This is a genomic window from Methylobacter sp. BlB1, from assembly GCF_015476545.1.
Classification (GTDB): domain Bacteria; phylum Pseudomonadota; class Gammaproteobacteria; order Methylococcales; family Methylomonadaceae; genus Methylobacter.
Genome location: NZ_JADMKV010000068.1, coordinates 1 through 22,809 on the forward strand (window position 1 = coordinate 1; position 22,809 = coordinate 22,809).

General features: G+C 49.6%; 6 protein-coding genes. All 6 read left to right on the forward strand.

All coding sequences use genetic code 11. The features are described 5' to 3' along the window. The first annotated feature begins 841 nt into the window (after positions 1-841). The 6 genes from IT781_RS18715 to IT781_RS18740 all read left to right on the forward strand — a co-directional run bounded on the left by IT781_RS18715 (position 842) and on the right by IT781_RS18740 (position 22,425). A complete protein-coding gene (locus IT781_RS18715) occupies positions 842-8,911 on the forward strand; it encodes a SpvB/TcaC N-terminal domain-containing protein (RefSeq protein WP_228779271.1) in 8,070 nt (2,689 codons plus the stop codon). 323 nt (positions 8,912-9,234) lie between these two features. Next, positions 9,235-9,528 (forward strand): hypothetical protein, encoded by a 294-nt coding sequence (locus IT781_RS22495; RefSeq protein WP_228779272.1) that lies wholly within the window; start codon positions 9,235-9,237, stop codon positions 9,526-9,528. A gap of 337 nt (positions 9,529-9,865) precedes the next feature. Continuing rightward, entirely contained in the window at positions 9,866-10,264 is a 399-nt protein-coding gene (locus IT781_RS18725; protein ID WP_194971704.1) for a hypothetical protein, read from the forward strand. Positions 10,265-10,539: 275 nt separating this feature from the next. Beyond that, positions 10,540-11,463: an encapsulin gene (locus IT781_RS18730; RefSeq protein WP_194971701.1), complete on the forward strand. Its 924-nt coding sequence runs from the start codon at positions 10,540-10,542 to the stop codon at positions 11,461-11,463. Between the two features lie 62 nt (positions 11,464-11,525). Then, positions 11,526-19,172 carry a neuraminidase-like domain-containing protein gene (locus IT781_RS18735; protein WP_194971702.1) on the forward strand — a complete coding sequence of 2,549 codons (7,647 nt, stop codon included), beginning with the start codon at positions 11,526-11,528 and terminating at the stop codon, positions 19,170-19,172. 19 nt (positions 19,173-19,191) lie between these two features. Further along, the gene (locus IT781_RS18740; protein WP_194971703.1) at positions 19,192-22,425 is read left to right on the forward strand and encodes a toxin; all 3,234 of its coding nucleotides are present in this window, start codon (positions 19,192-19,194) and stop codon (positions 22,423-22,425) included. The last annotated feature ends 384 nt before the right edge of the window (positions 22,426-22,809 follow it).

Below are 22,809 nucleotides of genomic sequence, written 5' to 3' on the forward strand. Positions count from 1 at the left end.
TTATTGAAACGCTAAAGCAGAAATAGCGCTAGATGGTAGGGCTGGATGCATACAATGAACAGAGGAGTCTTAATACGGTAACTGTATACTGCTCTCTCTGTAGGAAGACTCAAGGTTTAGTGGGTGCTTAAGCAGGCAAAGAAGAGTGATTAATAATGAGATTAATATTATTAATTATTATCCATTCACTTATATAAATAGTTAAATAAAATAATAATATAAAAACCGAAATTATCTGAACTCCAAAATGCCTAACAATCTTTGTTCAATACAAATAAATTATCTTGATTTCAAGGATGAATAAAAAATATTTTTTTATACCGAGTTAGTGCAAGTCCATATAATAAGGTTTTAATTTCAAAAATCTTGAACAGTTATTTCTATGAAACCATTTACAATAGACGATTCACTTTGAATATAAATATCGTGAGAACCATCGAGCTAAATATATCGCTAACATATGAGGTGTAACTTAGTTGTATTAGCTCAGACTCGATCTGACAATTTCAAACCTCAGCTTGGAGCGAATCCGACATTGACAGTCTCAGTTGTGCCACTTTCAGACGTTCAAATGAACGAAAGATCTCGCTTCTGGATGTCCGGTATCTACCCCCTTCCCGACATCCAGGATTAAGAGATTATCCGCAGTTTTCAATGGTTCTTATAGATGCAGTTAACTTTAAATGTTAGAAAAATTGCACAATATGGCTTTTAGGACTAGTATCAAATCACTACTCGATTACTAGTTTCAGCGATTGGATTTCCCAGTTTTTTGAATCATTCTAATCTTGAGTGGTTTTATAACGCCTTTCACGTATCAGCAGCGGAGTAACCCATGGTTATGGCTGTAGAAACTGAGAAAACCAACGCAGAAAAGCAAGGTGTAGCACCTCCCTCGATCACGCTTCCAAAAGGCGGTGGCGCAATTCGTGGTATGGGCGAGAAATTTGCTGCCAATCCGGTTACCGGCACGGGCTCGATGACCATCCCTATCGCCGCGTCACCAGGCCGTTCTGGTTTTGGACCTCAACTCACCCTTTCTTACGACTCAGGTGCTGGCAATGGCCCGTTTGGATTAGGCTGGAGTCTTTCTCTTCCGTCCATTACACGCAAAACCGACAAAGGCTTACCTCGATATCAAGACGAAGAAGAGCCGGATGTTTTCATATTATCCGGCGCCGAAGATCTTGTTCCGGTTCTGATCGACCAAGGCACCGGAAACTGGGCGCCAGAGCAAATAGCGCCACGATCTGTTGGCAATCAAATCTATCGCATCAAAAGTTACCGTCCCCGAATCGAAGGCTTGTTCGCCCGCATTGAAAGATGGACAAATCAAGCCGACTCTAACGACACCTTTTGGCGCTCCATTTCCAGAGACAATATCACGACCTGGTACGGTAAGACCGCCGAAAGCCGAATTGCTGAGCCTCCTCTTGATCCAACTACAGGCGATCCAGCCAACGCCGGCTCTCCTCATATTTTTTCCTGGTTGATCTGCGAAAGTCATGACGATAAAGGTAACGTCATCGTTTATGGTTACAAACCTGAGGATTCTGAGGGAGTCGATGGATTAAACAGGACCGTAGAATCGTTCACGCATGAAAAAAACCGCACGGACACGACTCGTAAAGCCAACCGGTATTTAAAGTGGATTCGCTACGGCAACCACAAGCCTTACCTCCCTAAACTTCAAGCCACATTGCCATGGCCCAGCCCGCCAGCTTCTACCACTGAAGAAGATGTCAACCAACACTGGTTTTTTGAAGTCGTCTTCGACTATGGTGAACATGATAGAGATAATCCATTACCGAAAGAAACCGGCAAGACCTGGCCGATTCGTAACGATCCGTTCTCTACCTACAGAGCCGGATTTGAAATTCGTACCTACCGCCTTTGCCAGCGAGTCTTAATGTTCCATCATTTCCCAGGCGAACCGGGAGTCGAAGCTAATTGCTTGGTGCGTTCCACGGATTTCAACTACTCATACGAAAACACCCCAGACGAAATAAAAGATCCTCTCTATTCCCTGCTGCAGTCAGTCAACCAAGTCAGCTATAAACGAAAACAAGGAGGCGGCTATCGGTCAAAATCGCTACCGCCCTTGGAGTTCGAATACACCCAGCCAAACATCGTTGAAACGATTCGGGAAGTTGACCCAAAAAGCTTGGAAAATCTGCCTCAGGGTCTTGATGGATCGATCTTTCAATGGGTCGATCTCGATGGCGAAGGTCTCTCCGGCATTCTCACCGAGCAGGCCGGCGGCTGGTTTTACAAACGCAATCTCAGCGCTAATCCAGACGAAAACGAAGAAACAGTAACCGCCCGTTTCGGCCCCATACAACAAATTCCATTCATACCCAATTCAACTCTAGCGGGCGGCCAAGCTCAATTCATGGATCTGGCGGGCGACGGCCATACCGATCTCGTAATAATGGAAGGCCCTGTCTGCGGCTTTTATGAGCGCACATGCGATCAAGATTGGGAACCCTTTCAAGCCTTTTCCTCCTGGCCGAATATCGATACCCGCGATCCGAATCTCAAATTTATCGATCTGACCGGCGATGGGCATGCCGACATTCTCATTTCCGAGGATCAAGCTTTCATCTGGCATGCTTCTTTGGCGGAATCAGGCTATGGGCAGGCGCAACGAGTCCAGCAACAGTTCGATGAAGAGAAAGGCCCGCGTCTGATCTTCGCCGATCTCGAGCAATCCATCTTTTTAGCCGATGTATCGGGCGATGGCCTGACCGATATTGTTCGCATCCGTAATGGCGAAGTCTGTTACTGGCCCAACCTCGGTTATTGCCGCTTCGGCGCTAAAGTGACCATGGATCATTCTCCCTGGTTTGATGCCTGCGATCAGTTCAATCCCCGCCGTATCCGGCTAGCCGATATCGACGGTTCGGGCACGACAGACATTTTGTATTTGCATGGCAAAGGCGTCCACATCTACTTCAACCAGTCGGGCAATAGCTGGGGAAAGCGGACGGAACTGCCCAGTTTTCCGGCAGTTGACAATCTGGCCGCTATTCAAGCCATGGATTTACTAGGGAACGGTACGGCATGCCTCGTATGGTCATCGCCATTGCCCAGCTATGCAAATTGCCCAATGCGTTATATTGACCTGATGGGCGGGCAAAAACCGCATCTCTTGAAATCAATAAAAAACAATCTCGGAGCAGAAACCACAATCGACTATGCGCCTTCCACCAAGTTTTACCTCCAAGATAAAGAGAAAGGAAAACCCTGGATTACCAAATTGCCATTCCCGGTCCATGTGGTCGAGAAAGTCACCGTTTCCGATAATTGGCGTAAAACCCGTTTCTCCAGCACTTACTCGTATCATCATGGTTATTTCGATGGAGCTGAACGTGAATTCCGCGGTTTCGGTCGCGTCGAACAGCTGGACGTGGAATCTTACGGCAAATTCGAACAAGGCAATGCCGACAGCCCTTACATTATAGCGGACAAGACTCTTTACCAGCCGCCGGTCAAGACCGTGACCTGGTACCACACCGGCGCTTTTCTCGACCGCGACCACATACTCTCGCAATTCAAAAATGAGTATTTCCCCAAATGGTTCGAGGACCTGAAGCCGGATAAGGACAACGTTTTGGGAGATTTTCAGGAAAATGACCTTCCAGAGCCCGACCTGTCTGCGGGAGAGCTCAACGCCGAGGAATGGCGAGAGGCCTTACGGGCCTGCAAAGGCATGATGCTGCGCCAGGAAGTGTACGAGCTGCACGTGGGCGCGCTGGAACAGAGAGAACAACGCCCGGTAAAGCTGTTCTTCACCGCCTACCACAACTGCCACATCCGGCGCCTGCAACCGAGGGCGACCAACCCGAACGCAGTATTTCTGGTCGCAGAAAGCGAGGCCATCAGTTATCACTACGAACTGGATCTCACGCAAGACGATATTTTTCCCGATCCGCGCATTGCCCATACCCTGAAGCTTCGATACGACGAATACGGCAACGTGCTGCAATCGGTAGCCGTTGTCTATCCGCGCATTAAACAGTTCAAGGACGGATCGCTTAAGGACGACGAGATTACCCTGATCCGCGATGTCCAGCAGGAAACCCATCTGGCCTATACCGAAACACGCTATACGGAAGATTTTGGAACTCAGACTGAAGATAAAGAGGCGGCACTGGACAACCGCCGCTTACGCGTCCCTTGCGAAGTGTTGACCTACGAACTGACCGGCATAAAAATTCAGGCAGGTGAGTATTTCAGCCTGGAAAATCTTCGCAAATTCAAATTAAGCTCAGTTTATCCAGCTACTGGCACAGACTTGAAGGAAGTGGAGACACTTGCTTACCATAAATTATCTGGTCGAGAGATACGGCCAAAAGTCGAAAAGCGTCTGGTAGAGCATGCAAGGACGCTGTTTTTCAAAGAAAACCTGATCGATCCTTTGCCGTTCAAACAGCACGGCCGCCTCGGGCTTGCCTATGAAGCTTATAAACTGGCGCTGACCGATAACTTGCTCGATGCCGTGTTCAAGGATTCAACTGGAATAAATAAGCTGGAAGAAGTTGTCAACGGCACAACAGCGCGTGGTCAGCTTCAAGATGCAAAACGGAGTGGTTATCTGAGCGGGGCTGATCTGATCGCTCGATTTACACCGCCGCCCGAAATTCCGACTGAAGAACTGGCTGGCCAATACTGGATCCGCTCCGGCATCGCCGGCTTCGCGCCGGATGCGGCGCAGCACTTTTACTTGCCGGAGAAATATACCGACCCCTTCGGCAACGTCACTAAGCTGGAATACGACCCGCGCGATCTCTTCGTGAAATCGAGCACCGACGCGATGCAGAACAAGACCGAGGTCATCCGTTTCGACTTCCGCGTCTTGGCGCCGAGCGAGATGAAGGACATCAACGACAACCTGTCCGCGGTGTTCTTCGACGTGTTAGGCCTACCCGCAGCCATGGCGGTGAAAGGCAAAGGCGCGGAAGGCGACAATCTAATCGGATTTAATGACGACCTTACCAATCCGTCATTAGATAAACTCACGGAATTTTTTGTGACGGAAAAGCCGTACGATGAAACCCAGGCAAGTGAATGGCTAGGCAATGCCTCTGCTCGCCATGTCTATTACTTTGGTGAAATCGAAGAAAAGCTCCCTGATGGAGTACCCGTTATTCGACCGGATGGAAAACCCGCTATTCGATGGGGGCAAAATCCCGCCTGCGCCTGCGGTATTCTGCGGGAGCGACACGTAAGCCAGTTAGCGCCGGACCAGAAAAGCCCGCTACAAACTGCTTTCGAGTATTCGGACGGCATGGGCAGCGTGATCGTGAAGAAAGTCCAGGCCGAGCCGGAAGCCGACGGTCAGCCCCAGCGCTGGGTTGCCAACGGCAAGACCATTCTCAACAATAAAGGCAAACCGGTCAAGCAGTACGAACCCTACTTCTGCGCGCCCGGGGTAGGCCACCGCTTTGAGGATCCTCCCGAAGTGGGCGTTACGCCGGTTATCTACTACGACCCCGTGGGGCGCGTCGTGCGTACCGAAATGCCCGATGGCAGCTACAGCCGGGTCGAGTTTTCGCCCTGGTATGTCCGCAGCTTCGACCAGAACGATACCGTCAAGGAAACGGGCAACGCCTGGTTCGCACGCAAATCCGTCGGCACGACGGAAGAAAGACGCGCCGCGCAACTGGCGGCCGAGCATGCCGACACTCCTGCTCTCATGATTCTCGATAGCCTCGGCCGCGAGGTGATCTCTGTCGCCCATAACAAGTACAAAGATGTCACTGGCGTGCTGAAGGATGAAAAATATCTCACCTTTACCAAGCTCGATGCCGAGGGCAAGCCGCTATGGATTCGCGATGCCCGCAAGAATCGGGTGATGCAATACATCAATCCTCCGGTGAAAAACAATCAAGCAACCGACCCGGTCACTGATTTCACACCCTGCTACGACATCACCGGCAATCTTCTGTTTCAGCACAGCATGGACGCCGGCGACCGCTGGATGCTCAACGACGCCGCCGGCAAACCGATGCTGGCCTGGGACAGTCGAGGCCATACGTTCCGCACCGACTACGACGCACTGCACCGGCCAATAGGTTCCTTCGTCAGGGGCGCCGATCCGGAAGATCCTGACAAAATCATCCAGTTCGAGAAAGTGATCTACGGCGACACACCCAATAACGGCCTGTTTGTTGATCCGGATCATCCAGAAAATGATCAAACTAAACAGCTCAACCTGCGCGGCAAACCCTACAAGCATTACGACACCGCAGGCTTAGTTACCAGCATGGGGCACAACCCGGTCACCGATAAAGACGAAGCCTTCGACTTCAAAGGCAACCCGCTCCGCAGCACGCGCCAATTAATCAGCAATTACAAAGCCACACCCGACTGGTCCGAGGAACCGGCGCTGGAAGCGGAGATATTCACCAGCAGCACCCGCTACGACGCGCTCAATCGCCCGATTCAGCTTGTTGCCGCACACAGCAACCGGCCCGACGCCAAACTCAATATCATCCAACCCAGCTACAACGAGGCCGGCCTGCTGGAACGCATGGACGTCTGGCTGGAACAGCAGGGCGAGCCACAAACCTTGCTCGATATCGACACCGCGACTCGACACATCGTCACGGACATCGACTACAACGCCAAAGGCCAGCGCGAATTAATCGTATACGGAAATGGCGTCTCCACCCGGTATGAGTACGACGAATTCACCTTCCGCCTGAACCATTTGAAATCCCTGCGAGGAGCCGAGGCATTACAAAACCTTTTCTACACCTACGATCCGGTCGGCAACATCACCCAGATTCGCGACGAGGCCCAGGACACAGTGTTTCACAGCAATGTCTGCGTAAAACCCGGCGCCGAATACCGCTACGACGCGCTATACCGGCTGATCGCGGCCAGCGGTCGCGAACACAAGGGTGGGGACCAGCAAACCGATTGGGACAACAGCAAGCGCATCGTCCCCACCATCCCTAATGACTGTCAGGCACTGCGGAACTACGTCGAGAACTATCGTTACGACGCCGTCGGCAACATTTTGCAGATGCTTCACCACCCGGGCCGCGACCTTGACCAACCCGGACAGGCGATCTGGAATCGTTGTTACCAGTATGCCGTCGGCAGCAACCGCTTGCTTGCCACCCGTTTGCCGGGCGAGCCCGACAATCTGGAAGACTACACGGCTACGCCCGGTTATGGCGCCAAATATAGCTACGACGCGCACGGCAACATGACTTCTATGCCGCACCTGCCGGCTATGGAGTGGGATTTCAAGGATCAGATCCGCAGCTCACAACGCCAGGTCGTCAACGGCGGTATTGGGGAGAAAACCTGGTACGTCTATGACGCGGGCGGCCAGCGGGTGCGCAAAATCACCGAAACGCAGAACGGCAAGCCGAAAGATGAGCGTATTTACCTCGGCGGCTTCGAGGTGTACCGCAAATACAACGGGCAGGCCGTCACGCTGGAGCGCGAGACGCTGCACATCATGGACGACAAACAGCGCGTCGCGCTGATCGAAACGCGGACGCGCGGCATTGATCCGGCTCCGCAGCGACTAGTGCGGTATCAGCTTGGCAATCACTTAGGCTCTGCGGTGCTGGAGCTGACCGATCAGGCGCAGGTGATTTCCTATGAGGAATATCATTCCCATGGCACGACGGCTTATCAGGCGGCGCGGAATAATACCGATACGCCGAAGCGGTATCGGTATACCGGCAAGGAGCAGGATGAGGAGACGGGGTTTAACTATCACGGGGCGAGGTATTATGCCCCATGGTTGGGGAGGTGGGTGAGTTGTGATCCGAAAGACGTAAGTGCCGGAATCAATTTATTTGCTTATGTCTCTCAAAACCCGATAAGGCTGATAGACTCGAATGGAACCGATGAAGAGCATCCGTCACCGACTCAACTCAATCGTGAACAGATTGTGGAAATCATGCGTCATTCCAGGGATTTGCCGAGCGTTATAGCGAAGCTGGGCTTTAGTCCGATGACCTCTACCGAGTACCTGGCCAAATACTTCATTAGCAAAGGGGTGACGGCCGATGACTTTGAACGGATTGATGAGGCGCGGCTGGACCGGACGCCACAGAAAGTCATGGATGAAGTCCTAGTCCCGCACGACTATCAAGAAAATAGAATGGTCAGCATGGCCGTTATTGGAACCAGGCAGGACGTAGCGCGAAGAAAAGCCGCCGGACAGGAGCAGGCGCGGCACATCGTTCTTCAAGGTCTCACCGCGGCCGGAGGGGCTCAGAAGGGATCAGCGTCCAACGCAGCGTTAGCCAATGTGGTCGTCAACAATCCAGGCGGCATGGTTGGAACGACGGGACGGACGCCGATCGTTTCCGAGCCAGCCCAAGCTCCGGCTTCAGCATCACCGAAACCTGCTACCTCTGGCGGCGGAAGTGCGATAGGTGCATCCGCACCGGCGACTACTTCAGCGCAGCTGTCTCAGCAGGAATACAGTGCACGAGCGGCAGATTTGATGAGAACCGCTGTACGCGAGCAGCAGCAGCCGAAAACCACGATCGACGTCGGCCCGGCCGTCGACAAGAGCGGCAAGACTGTCACGCTGATTTCCGCCACGGTCGAGATCGACCAGAAACACCTCAAGCCGGGCGAAGTGCTCGTGCCTTATTCAGGCGGGCACGCCGAGATCCAGAAGATTCGTTTTGCCGTCGACAACGGTTACAAGATTCTGTACGTCAACCCGAGCATTCCCCTTTGTGCTAACTGCGCTTTTGCCGCGCGCCAGGCTGGGTTAGCTCTGCCGGGAGCCATGGTTTCGCAGGGCTCGGGGAGACCGGCAGTTCCGCTCGATACCCTCACAAATCAAGACCTTGCCAGGATGGCAAGCGAGCAGAGCAAGCCCATGTACAAGACGCACGAAAAAGTGCCCTGGGCGAACAAGAAATAATGGTGAGAAGCCCGCGTAGGATACGAACCATGTACGGCGGATTCGCGAAGCAATCCACCACATGATACGGAGCGATTAGCCGGACGGTTTTTTCTGGAGTGATTCCGAGGCATAGCGGTTCGGCTTTGATTTTTTCGGGCTCTCCCGAGCGGGACGGGTATGTACCCCGTCCCGAACGTTTTGGATATGGTGGGATGATGAAATGGATGACCGTGGTACGACGTCGCAATATAACGTTAAGGATGGGATGAATATTCCGTCCAGCATACCAGCACACGAGGTCGGTATAGACACAGTGTGAAAATTTAAAGGAAACCAATGTAATGCTATGGCGCCGTGTCGACGCTGATCTGAATGCCGGGACGTATTACCTTACGCTGACGATACAACGCTGGTATTACCTCTTTGATCGGCACAACCGCTGGCAGATTTTGGCTGAGTCGCTGCGTTATTGCCAGGAGAACAAAGGGCTGGAATTGAATGGCTATGTGTTCATGCTGAACCCTATCCGCCTGATCGCCACGTCACCTGACATGGCTGGATGCCTATGGGATTTTAACGGTTTATATCGGCACAGTTCAAGAGCAACCTTGAAACCACGGAGCCCGGTGTTTTGAGGTTGCTCATGGACGATAAGGGAAAATATCGGTTCTGGAGGGATACCAAATGCACCGAAGAAGATTGAAAATCCGGATTTCTATCGGCAGAAGCTGAACTATATCCACAAAACCCCAATAAGAAAGGGTTATGTGGCCTATCCGGAACACTGGGTTTGGTCATCGGCAAACCCCGCATCGGTGTTGAGTGTGCGCGTTATTGATGCATGGAAGGAGAAAGCACTAGATGAATATCCTGTCCTGCCTGAGGAAAATGTTTCGAACAGGGTAAATACCCCGTCAAACACTAAGGTACTTAGCAATAAATGGTCAAAACTTAACAACAGCGGAGAACTTTATGGCAATTTCAGTGATTGCAGTACATCCCAATCAAACGATTCCGAAAAGTCTGGCAGGAGGTGGTCTCACGATCCTCAGCGGAATCGTTGAATGTCTTTTCACTGGCGATGCTTCAGGCGATGTTACCCGGGATACACTGACTTTCGATGTTGGACCTGTGAACTTGACAAACGCACCGCCGATAGCGAGTTGCACAATGTCTCTGGCGAGTTTCGCCTATGACGGCACCGTTAATGATGCGCTATGGGCCGTCGATAGCGCAAACGTGCAAGGCTTCGTCAAGGTGGACAGAGGTAGAGGAACTGCAAACTTGGAGGTGGTGGGCAACCTGGCCGTCAGGGGGGCAACTGGCATCATTCTTCGAGTTAACTACATCGTTTTTTATAGCCCACTCTGACGGGCTATCGAGATGATGAGACGTATGTAGCCCGCACTGGCTTTAGAGCGGAGCGGTAATCCCATGCTGGGCCGGGAAACTATGAGTAGGAATTGACGATAAATAATAAACAGAAGGACAAGGAAAACAAGGATGGCTAATTATCGGCTGTTTGGATATTGCGCCAGAGTACGTGATCGAAATACCCAAGGATGATGGAAGCTGTTTTTACAATTTGCTATAGGCAAGCGAAGCCTGTCTTGGGATCAACCAACAACTTATTTGCGAGGTGTACCATGAGCGACTATCTATTACGTGACGAGATATGGCAGGATGATTCATCGGTCTGGACGGATGTCATAGACCGCGCGGTACAAGAAGAAATTGACCTCCTCCGTGTAGGCGCCCATTTATTCAAACCAGCCATATCGCACACGCAGCCTGATGAAAGTTTTCCAGCTGGAATTGTCGAATACGATGAGCAAATTGACGTTAGTTCCATTTCGAATTCCGATACTGCTCAGCTATATGAATTTGGTTACCGTTTTTCGCTAACGAGTGGCCAGGTAACTGGGGCAAAAACAAATGAAGACGTTGAACTTCTGGTTCGTGATGGCGCTAAGTTAATTGCCATTGCAGAAGATATCCTTTTTTTCCACGGGCAGGATGCTTTGCCGGATCTTTTACCAAAGCAAATTAAAATTCAACGGGGAGATGAAAATAAAATAAAGAAAGGATTGCTCAAATCAGCCGGAAAATCGATACAAGTAAAAGCGTTGTCTCCAGAGCGACCCGATTTCTTCGGTGAAGCGATACATGATGCAGTGCAAAAAGCGATTGCCATACTGGACGAACATCGTGGGCCGTATGCATTGATACTCGATCCTTCACGGTATGGTGATGCAACCACGCAATTGATTTCAACACCTTTAACGTCTACATCCGACAAACTCGAAAAGCTATTAAAAGGCGGAATACATCTAACCGGCGCTCTCCCTCCAGATAAAGGATTGCTAATTTCCTTGGGAGGCAGACCGATAACACGCCATGTGTTCCAAGTTCCTGGAACAGACCAAAATCGACCGGATGTGATGGTCGGATTTGTTCGGGATGGAAGCGATTCAACCCGTTCATTCTTCCGCATTTTTCAGCGTAGCCAGCTCATCGTACACAATTCTAGTGCCATCGTCAGATTCGACTTCGAATTGCCGCAACCATAAGAAAACGAATTATGCACTGACTGTTGCTATAGCAGACCAACGCCGGATAAAGGAGAACCTGTATGCCAAATGAACCGTTATCTAAAGGACGTTACGGCCAAGAAGTAAAAATATTGCAGGAAAAACTGCTCAAACACGGTTTTAGTATACCTAGAGAAGAGCTAGACCGCGGCATGTTTGGCACGGTCACGCAAGAAGCCGTGCAAAAATGCCAGAAGGAGCACGGGTTAAACAGTACAGGTGTGGTTGACTTAGCAACGATGGCCGCTATTGATGCGGCGATATCGCCAGGGCATATTGTCGATTCAGTTCCGTTAATCCCCAACGAGCCTCATCCAACAGAGCCACCGCCTTCGTCGACCGTGAAACGATCGTTGAAAATGATTATTCCACCGCTTCGCCGTAACGATCAAGGTGCGGAGGTAGTAAATTTACAGGATACCTTGTTATTGCTTATCGAACGACAGGTAGTGCAGTTGCCCGAACGGGTGAGACTTTTGCTTTATGGAGGGTTAAAAAGCGAACAGCAAACGCAGATATACAACGACTACACTGAAAAATTGATTGGGTTGTTCCAACAACAATTCTCAACCAAGTTCCACCTAACTGAAAGCGGCGAAGTGGATTCACCAACTGCCGATGCGCTCAATAATCTACTAAAAGAATTAGGAGCGTTGGCTTTAGGACAAAATGAAGAAGAAACATTCACTGTCGACGGCAAGGTTTTGAGCACCACACGGGCAGGGGTCGACAGGCTGCGCGTTGTCATTGTCGATAAAAATATTGGCGGCGATGTACCTCTTTATGAAACCGTAACTGAAAGCGGTGGTTCCTATAACGCCACCTTTCTCATAAAAGGTTTGAAAGAACGTTGCAAACAACGACCCGATCTTCAGTCCAGAGTTTTTAAGGATGAAACGACATACCTCGGAGCTTCCGAGGTTCGTTACAACGCGACAAATCGCGAGACGTTGAATATAGTTTTAGCTGAACAAGCATCCTCTGCGCTTGCATCGGAATATGAAACGTTGACTAGTGAGCTTACCGATAATTGTCATGTAAGTTTGAAAGACCTCAAGGAGACTGAAGATCAGCAAGATATAACCTACTTGGCCAATAAAACAGGATGGGATGCCCGTGCAGTTGCTCTTGCCGCACTGGCGGATCAGTTCAGCGCCAGGACCCTGGACGAAAGAAATAGTCCAACGATCGAGCCCGCCTTTTTCTACGCGCTCTTTCGCGCCGGATTGTCAGCCAATGACGGTGCGATCTACCAAACCGACGCCAGTACTGCAGAAGCCATTTGGAAGCAGGCTATCAATCAGGGCGTAATTTCCTCCACGCTGGAGAGCAGACTTCCTCAGGTGTGTGAGCGTTTCCAGAGTCTTGCCGTGCAGCGCTCTTTGGATACTCCGGCGTTGGCCGGAGTATCCTCTCTCAAGGAAATGCTTTCAGTGTCGCTTGGCGATGATTCAGCGAGGCAACAGCAATTCGCTACCTTGTACACTCAGCATCGCGCCGAACCGGACAAACTTTGGACTGCTGTGCGAGAGACTTTCGGGGAGTCGGCAGAAAAACGCTTACGGATCGATGGACAGCTCTCTTATTTGACGCTTAACAACGCGCCACTGATCAGCAAGCTACATTTAACCGCTGGTCAGAATGGATTGTCGCAGCCCCTCGATCTGGTGGATCAAGGGTTTTACCAAGCTGAAAAGTGGTCTGAATTGATCGGTGACAGCGTAATCCCTCCTGAGATCAGCGGCAAAGACGATACGGAGAAACGGGTTAATTACGCAGAGCTTATGGCGGCGCAAGTTAGATTAAGTTTTCCCACTGCTGTGGTTGCAGAAACCATTAAAAATATTGAGGGCTCTAATTTCAGTATTGCCAGCAGTTTCTTGCGCGAACATCACGGCAAGTTCGAGCTTGGAATGCAGCCAATTGAACAGTATATTTCCCGGAACACCCTTCAGGTAACCGAGGAGGTCACTCAAACTGTTAAGCAAATACAGCGGGTTTATCAAATTACGCCTTCTGATAGCGCGATGATTGGATTACTGAAAAAGGGTATCGATTCGGCATATGCAGTAGTCAGTTATGACCGGGATGATTTTATTCGGCTCTTCAAGGATGAGGTTGGGGGGGAAGAGAACGCTTTATTAATCTACGCCAAGTCACTGCAGGTACACAACGCAGTTATAAACATTGCGACATCGTACTTAACCGCCAAAAGCGCCACCCCAATCGGAGTTCACAGTCCTGCCCAAGTCGTGGCACCAGCACCCAACGTACCTGCTAATGCTGGTGATGTTATTGCCTATCCGACCCTTGAAAGTCTTTTCGGCGAAATGGATTACTGCGCCTGCGAACACTGCCGCTCCATCCTGAGTCCGGCAGCTTATTTGGTGAGTCTGTTGCAGTTCATTGATCTAAAGCGATACAACAATCAGGGTGTCGAATTGCCAAAGACTTATGCAGGAGAAAATCCGTTAGATGTTCTTCTCGAACGCCGTCCGGATATTCAGTATCTCCAGTTAACTTGTGAGAACACTAACAAGCCTCTGCCATATATTGACCTAGTGAACGAGACGCTAGAGTATTTCATTTTCAACAAGCTCTCACTTGAAAAATATGAAGGGCACAACACCGATAACGATGCCACGGCAGAAGAATTGATGGCAAATCCCCAGTTTGGTAATACTTTAGCCAGCGCAGAGACGTATAAGATCCTCGCGGCGGCACATTTTCCGCCGCCACTCCATCAGCCGTTGGAATACCTGCGCCGTTATTTCGACCGGTTTGAGTCCCCGTTACCCGAGGTTATGGAAGCTCTTCGAGAGAGCGACAACCTTGAACGCTCTAATCCAGCTGATCCGACCAATCCTATTGAATACGGCTGGCGTGATATTCTGATGGAGGAGCTTCGACTATCCCGCGCAGAGCATGCAGTGCTCAGCGATGGCACTTTGACATTGCAGCAACTTTATGGCTACCCGACGACAATCTCGGAAGCGGATGTTTTAGGTGGGTATTTATTTAGCATTGGGCTGAATTTTATCCAGGAACTGAACAAGGGGGAGATATCCCAGAGCCTACGTCAGCAGTTTGAACAACATGGCAAGACTCTTTCAGATATATGCAGAGTGGAGCTTAAAAAAGCCGAACGCAATTGGGCAATTGTTGATGCTTTTGTATATGACATCCGGAATGAAAACAATACACTCAATGTGTATTTAGTTGGTCTTTCGAATGCAAAAACCTTCACTCGTCGAATGGGTATTTCGTATGAAGACATCATCGAAATTCTGCATACCCGTTTCGTCAATCCCAGCACAACGCTAGTTCCCAAACTGGAGCGGTTGTATGTGCCTTTCATCACATTAAAGCAGTTCAAAGATGGCACGATTGACGATGCCGAGTTCGATAAATTATTACCGCAGGGGCTCGATGTCGCTCAATACGGTGGTGATATCAAGGCATGGGTAAGAAACGAAGCTAACTATGCCAACATCATGAGTCTTATCACACTTGCAAACCCCGCTGGTGTAGAGGACATTTGCAGTTTCGATAAGCTGGAGTTTCGTTACTCGGATCCCGGCAAGATCGATAAGCCAATTAGTGTTTTCGAGTTTTATCGGCTACTCCGCTTCATTCGCCTTTGGAAGAAGCTGGGCTGGACCATCGAGCAGACCGACAAAACAATCATGGCGCTCTACCCGGCAGACCAAACGCCGAACCATACAGATGATGCGGTGAATCTGCAACGGCTCGATGCGGGGTTTCGGATGCTGTTGCCGCGTCTGGGGATCATCAAGCGTGTGATGGCGTCCCTCAAGCTGAAGCCAAAAAAAGACCTGCTGCCGCTGCTGGCCTGTTTTGCCCCCATTGATACGCACGGGTCTGTATCTCTCTACCGGCAGATGTTCTTGAGCCCGGCGCTGCTGAAGCAAGATCCCATATTAGCTGACAACGGGTATGGCAGCTTTCTCACGGACGAGAAACAAAAGCTTTTGATGCATACGGAAACTCTGCGTGCCGCATTCCTGCTCACCGACGATGAGTTGAGCCAGATAATCACAGCATTAAATTACGATGCCAATACGCCACTCACTATGGACAATGTTAGCTCGGTATTTCGCCGCAGTTGGTTGGCGCGCAAACTAAAACTCAGTGTTCGCGAGTTCTTATTGTTGACGCGGTTCACCGGGTTTGATCCGTTTACCGCACCGGATGCGCCAAATCCATCCATTATGTGCCTGATCGAAATGTTAAACCGTCTTCGCGCTGCATCGTTGAAACCAGTACAGGCGCTTTATCTCATTTGGAACCAGGATGTCAGCGGAAAGTCGGCTCCGGACGACGACGAAGTTTTGGCATTCGGACGCACCTTGCGCACTGGTTTCGCATCAATCGAAAGCGAGTTCGTGGTTGTAGATGATCCGGACGGTCAAATTACGCGAGCAAGAATGGCATTAGTCTATGATAACGACATCACTGATCGGTTTTTCGGCCTTCTGGATGAAAAAACGGTTACCAACGTACCATACAGCCACGACAAAGCCACTTTGGAGCAGGCCATATTGGATGCGGGGCAGAGCAAAATCTCGTATGACAATCTACGCAAACGCCTTTCCTACACCGGTGGTGTGCTGCCTGACACAATACGACATTCCCTCAAAAGCGTTCCGGGAGTGACCCACGCGTTCAAGAATGCGGTGGACGAACTTCATACAAAATCGCGGGCATTGTTCGATCGCTTCTTAGAACTGTTACCGCTCTACAATGCTTATCTCGCCTCGAACGAGCTTCCAGAGAAAAGGCGCTCTAACCTTTTAGCATCGCTTCTAGGGACGCTCAAACCCAGGCGCAAGCGGCAACAGGCATTACAGGCTATAAGTGTGGCCGCAAAGACCGATATTGGGTTTTCCAGTGCTTTGCTTGACAATAAACTGTATGGTAAGTACATCTTACATGCAACCAACGATGTCAGCCAGCCAGCATTAAATGATCTTACGGCCGTGGAGACACCTGGGCTTTCGACACAGTTCTTTTTCCGCGACACGGCGACTAGTGATGTGGATTTCACCAGCGACGCTGAAGCCAATTTGGACTATTCATCCGCCGCGAAAGACAAAGCAAAGATGCCGGCCAATGGCGGCAACGCCGTTTCAGGAATCTGGAGCGGATACTTGGAGATGCCGGAGAACGCTTTTTACAATTTTCATGTCGAGACCGATGCGGAAGCGTTCGTCACATTGACCCTCGACGGCAAGACTATTGATTTGGTACAGAACGGCAACGTACGCAGCAACAAAGATGCCGTAGAACTGCGCGCGGGAACACTTTATTCCATTTCTCTCAAAGTAGAGAGAGTGAAGGACACGCTCACGGTGCGCTGGGAAACCGAAGGACGTGGCAGAGAGATCATTCCGGCCCGCTATCTCTATTCGGAGACACTTAACGCCCACCTGCGTACTACCTATGTTCGCTTTTTGAAGGCTGTTTCATTAGCAGAAGCACTCAAATTGACCGCGAGCGAAACCGTGCACTTTGCTTCCCATAGCGATTACCGTATTGTTGATCAAGGCTGGCTGAATAATCTACCGGTTACAGGCGATCCAGATAACGCCACATCTACTGCGCTTCTCAAAGCGCTCATGGCACTGCTTGGCTTTTCCCACATCAAAGCCGAGATTTCTCCCGACGATGAGCGTCTGCTCACCGTCCTCAATAATCCGGAAACGATAATAAAGAATCTTACCGCAGTGTCTGCCAAACCTGAGCTCTTGCTGATTTCCCTCACGCGCTGGGAGCCTGCATCGCTCGACGCATTACTTGTTCGATTTGGAAAAATAAAAGACGGCAAGGCAGACCGAACTACGTTGAAAGATTTAGATACGTTTAGCCGAGTATATACGGCCTATTCAGTTATGAAAAAGTTAGGTATTCCGGCATCCGCTTTGATCAAAGCTACTACTAACGAACCAAACGCAACTATTATTCGTGATTTACAGTCCGCGTTGCGTGCCCGTTATGAGGAGAACGATTGGCTCAATGTGCTAAAGCCTATCAACGATGAAATGCGTGCGTTACAGCGCGATGCTCTGGTCACTTACATTTTGCATCAAATGCGTGCCAATCCTAATTCGGCACATATTGATACGCCGGATAAGCTTTTTGAATATTTCCTCATGGATGTGCAGATGTCGCCTTGCATGCAAACCTCAAGGATTCGTCATGCTCTGTCATCAGTCCAGTTGTTTATCGAGCGCTGCCTGATGAATCTCGAAAAAAACAAAGTTGACCCATCGTCTATTAAAGCAAAGCAATGGGAATGGATGAAACGCTACCGGGTTTGGGAAGCCAATCGCAAAGTATTCCTCTGGCCGGAAAACTGGCTTGAGCCAGAGCTGCGCGATGACCAGTCACCATTTTTCAAAGAGACGATGAGTGAGTTGCTGCAGAGTGACATTACCGAAGACAGCGCGGCGGTCGCACTGTTGAATTACCTTTCAAAACTTGACGAAGTCGCCAAGCTTGAACCATGCGGCATCCATTATGTCGAGAATGATGTGGAAACCTCGGACGATATCGCCCATGTAGTAGCCCGCACCTCTGGGGGCAACCGGAAATACTTCTACCGCCGCCGCGAGGGCGGTTACTGGACGCCTTGGGAGCATATCAAACTCGACATCGAGGATAACCCAGTCATTCCGGTGGTATGGAAAGGCCGACTGTTTCTTTTCTGGCTCAGAATTATCAAGCAAACACCTCCTAATACTGACTCACAAGCGGCAACTCCTGCGCCCAAAAAAGATCCGAATGATCCTAAGAGCAGAGAAAAAAATTTTTCTGAAATGTCCTTGAGTGAAGCAAAGGGAGCGGCCAAGGAGGATGCTAAGCGAAATATTACTTTAAAGGTGCAAGCCGTACTTTGCTGGAGCGAATATTACAACGGAAAGTGGCAACCGACCAAAACATCAGATGTCAACCGCCCGACTGAATTGGGTTCGTTTCCAGTCGCTGGCGAAAATGCCTTCAACCGATCTAATCTGTGGCTTAGGGTTTTCGAAGATAACGCTGGGGAACTGCGCATCTTCATCCGTGGTGAGGGCAGTGGTTCATTCCTTCTGTATAACACCCATAGTTTGCCGATACAGGAGGAGGATACGCCGATCGCTTTCGGCCTGTCTGGAGAACACCAGCGGCGCCTGTCTACCGAGAATGATGTTCTGGCGATCTCGTACGACAAATTCCAGCCTGGTGTTGGTATGGCACCGGACTTTTCCCATGACGTTCTAAAGACCCAGATCTATGGTGATCAAACGATTGAGCCACGCCATTCCGTAAAGAGCCCGCGGGATACCCCCTTCTTCTACGAAGATCGCCACCATGTCTTCTTCGTCTCTACGACAGAACAGCCTTTGGCAATCCCTAAGTGGATTGGATATATCCCCATAACATTCCGATCGAAATTGGATTTGACAATTCCCCCTCTAGTACTAGAAAAGGTTTCTGTCGTTACGGATCTGCTTGGTCCAAAAATCTCTGGGCGGAATATGGAAGTGGTGAATACTGCTCAGATCGAGCGATTTGTCAGCGAGGATGCCTATATCAAGAAGAGCATCAGTACGGCAGGCACAATATTATTCGGTGGCACAGAGCTTGGCGCAACTGGAAATCGCAATACTTTCCAAAAAAGATAAATTTTAGGAGGCAGAGACGATGAGTATCGAAAAAATTAAAGATTTCCATAAAATTAAGGATATGAGCCATTGGATTGAAAATTTCACGCAGCGTCAGGATACTCAATTTACTTATACCTTCGAAAACTTTTTCCACCCATTTGTCGGGGAACTGATTGAAAAGCTAAACAAAGAATCATTACCAGGATTACTGGATCCCAATTTCCATCAAGAACTAACTGACAAGACGTTCTTTAAATCCCATTACACGCCTCAAACAAGTGGTACTGTGAAATTGAAATTTCCAATAAAGGAAATCGACGTCAGCGTCAGTGGCCCTTACGCGAACTACAACTGGGAGTTGCTCTTTCATATCCCTCTCACCATTGCGGTGCATCTGAGCAAGAATCAACGCTTTGCCGAGGCGCAGCGCTGGTTTCACTTCATCTTCGACCCCACTTGCAATGACACATCAATCCCCCCGCTGCAGCGCTACTGGAAGTTTATTGCTTTCCGCAAGCCTGGTTGCTTTATGCAGATTGACCAACTGTTAACGCTGTTAAGTAAGCCAGATGCAGAGTGTAACGACGATGAACGCAGATGTAAGGGTGACATTGAGAGTGGTTTCAAAGCGATAATGAATGACCCTTTTAAGCCACATAAAGTGGCTAGGACCCGGCCGGTTGCTTATCAGTACTGTGTTGTTATGAAGTATATAGATAACCTCATTGCCTGGGGTGACCAGCTTTTCCGGCAAGACACGATAGAATCCCTCAATGAAGCAACTCAACGCTATGTGCTGGCTGCGAACATTCTGGGGGCGCGTCCGGAGCAAATCCCGCAACAAGGGCGGGTGCGCCCGAAAACGTTTGCCGAACTTAAGAAACGAGACCTCGATTCTATAGGTAATACCTTTGTCGAACTTCAAGGCAATCTGACGCTCAACTTCGGTTTGCCGCAAAAGCAAGGGGCAGACCCAAGCGCCACCGGGTCACTCTTCGGCATCGGGCGCACGCTTTACTTCTGTATCCCGCGCAACGACAAACTGCTTGGATATTGGGACACGGTGGCCGACCGGCTGTTCAAAATCCGTAACTGCATGAATATCGAAGGTGTAGTGCGCCAGCTTGCCCTTTTTGATCCGCCACTTGATCCCGGAATGTTGGTCAAAGCCGCGGCAGCGGGTATCGATATAGGGTCGATAGTCAATGGGATGAACCAGCCGATTAGCCCGGTACGCTCCTTGTTCTTGATTCAAAAAGCGCTTGAGTTGTGTTCTGAAGTGCGTGGTCTAGGCTCTGCACTGCTCTCCGCGATCGAAAAAGGCGATGGTGAGCGGTTGGCGCTCCTTCGCCAAAGCCATGAGATCAATATCCAACAACTGCAGCAGGAGGTGCGATTTTTGCAATGGAAATCGGCACAAGAGTCTACTACATCGCTTCTCACTAGCCGCGCAACAGCGTTGGAGCGGCTCCATTATTATCAGCGTTTATTGGGAGCGCCTGCCGATCCGAATGCGCCGGATACCTTAATCCTAATTCATCCCGAATTAAACGAGGAAAACTTCGATGAGATATATGGGAAATTGGTCGGGCAATACGACAAACCCATTGCAACCCAGGCTTTTCCGCAACTAAATCTTACCGATGAAGGAAGAGCTAGGCTACATTTGACGACCAATGAAGATAACGAGTTTGTTCATTTAAAAAGGGCACGTGATACCAGCCTGCTTAGCTCTTCAGCACATGCTCTTGCAGCCAGCTTTGTTTCAATACCAGACGCAAAAGCCAACCTGCATTTTTGGGGGCTTGGCGCAACTATGGATGTAAAGGTAGGGACTGCGCTCTCATCAATTTCCAGATTTGCCGGAAATGTTCTTGGGATCATATCAGCCTGGGAGCGTGAACAGGCTGGCATGGCTGCTAAAACTGCGTCATACGAACGCCGCGCCGATGAATGGTTACTGCAATACAACCTCGCCGCTCACGAATTGATGCAAATTGGACGGCAAATCCTCTCCTCGCTGATAGCCGAACAGATCGCTCACCGAGAGTATCTCAACATCAAGAAACAAATCGAAAATTCCCAGGAAGTCGATCGGTTCCTGCGCGACAAATTTACCAATGCCGAACTCTATGGCTGGATGCAAGGTGAAATCTCGCGACTTTTCTACGAATACTACCGCTTCACCTTCGATACGGCACGCAAAGCTGAACAGACGATGAAACGGGAACTGATGCGCCCCGAGGTAGACGCCACTGATTATATCAAGTTTAACTACTGGGACAGTGGACGCAAGGGGGTGCTTTCCGGCGAGGCACTCTATTTGGATATCAAACGACTGGAGATGGCCTATCATGAAAACAACAAGCGTGAGTTTGAGCTGACCAAACATGTGTCCTTGCGACAGCTTAATCCTTTAGCCCTTCTGGCCCTGAAAGCTACAGGGATTTGTGAAGTTAACGTGCCTGAATGGTTGTTCGATCTCGACGGACCTGGCCATTATATACGCCGTATCAAGAACGTCAGTCTATCTATCCCGTCGGTAACCGGGCCCTATACCAGCGTCAGCTGCACGTTATCGTTGCTTAAAAGTTCGCTCCGTAAATCACCATTGCTCAAGGATGACGAATACGCCCGCCAGGGTAGCGAAGATGATCGCTTTATCGATTATTTTGGTACGGTTCAGTCGATCGTCACCAGCAGTGGGAATAACGACAGCGGCATGTTTGAGACTAATCTGCGCGAAGAGCGATTATTGCCTTTTGAAGGCGCCGGCGCCGAAAGCACCTGGAAACTGGAATTACCTTCAGATTTCCGCCAGTTTGACTACAACACCATCACGGACGTTATCCTACATTTTCGATACACGGCTAGGCAGGGTGGCGGTCAAATGCGGGATAAGGCCTTGGAACATCTAAAGGAAATTATAGGTGAAGCCAACTCATCTGGACTCGCACTCGGGTTTTACTTGAGGCAAGATTTCCCAAGTGAATGGCATCGGTTTGTAAACGGATCCGAGAGTTTTGAGACTATAGTGAAGCATGATCACTTCCCTTATTTCACTCAGGGTAAGGACATCACTATCGATGCGTTGCAATTACACGCTGTGAAAGCGAATAACATCGAATCAAAAACGCTATCAGATCTTAACGTCACAGATACTTTAAAGGAAAAAGGAGAATTTGAGCTTTCGCTTCCTTCTGATGCAACATTGCTTAAGAGGGATAAAGACGCAATTGTCTTTCTTTTGATTAGATATTCGTTAAGTTAAATCTGACTGTCTCGTTTGATATCTGAACCGGACAACCGATTAGCGGTTTACTGATTGTCGCTTGTGGGTCGCACTCGGTCTTTCGTGAATGACGCAGTTCATCCAATTGCAAACGGTCACAATGTTTTGTCTAATGTTTAGGTATTTTCGACGGCACTAAAAGCGTCCCTGTTATTGTTGAATGATTTTAGGAATTAGACAAAATGGTTCATAACGATCAATAGGCCGTTAGATAATAACCTCTTATACAAATCAACAAATAGTCAACAAGGATAGTATTTTGGGCATTGTTAATTTAATGTGGTTTGAGCTAAGCTAATCCATTTTTACGAGTCAGTGATCATGGTTAGATGCCCCAAATGTAGCTCAGAAGGCTGTACTAAA

Bases quoted from the DNA above. Each gene is read 5' to 3' on its own strand.
- IT781_RS18725 (WP_194971704.1), top strand. From the start codon at position 9,866: ATGGCAATTTCAGTGATTGCAGTACATCCCAATCAAACGATTCCGAAA.
- IT781_RS18730 (WP_194971701.1), top strand. From the start codon at position 10,540: ATGAGCGACTATCTATTACGTGACGAGATATGGCAGGATGATTCATCG.
- IT781_RS18740 (WP_194971703.1), top strand. From the start codon at position 19,192: ATGAGTATCGAAAAAATTAAAGATTTCCATAAAATTAAGGATATGAGC.
- IT781_RS18715 (WP_228779271.1), top strand. From the start codon at position 842: ATGGCTGTAGAAACTGAGAAAACCAACGCAGAAAAGCAAGGTGTAGCA.
- IT781_RS22495 (WP_228779272.1), top strand. From the start codon at position 9,235: ATGCTATGGCGCCGTGTCGACGCTGATCTGAATGCCGGGACGTATTAC.
- IT781_RS18735 (WP_194971702.1), top strand. From the start codon at position 11,526: ATGCCAAATGAACCGTTATCTAAAGGACGTTACGGCCAAGAAGTAAAA.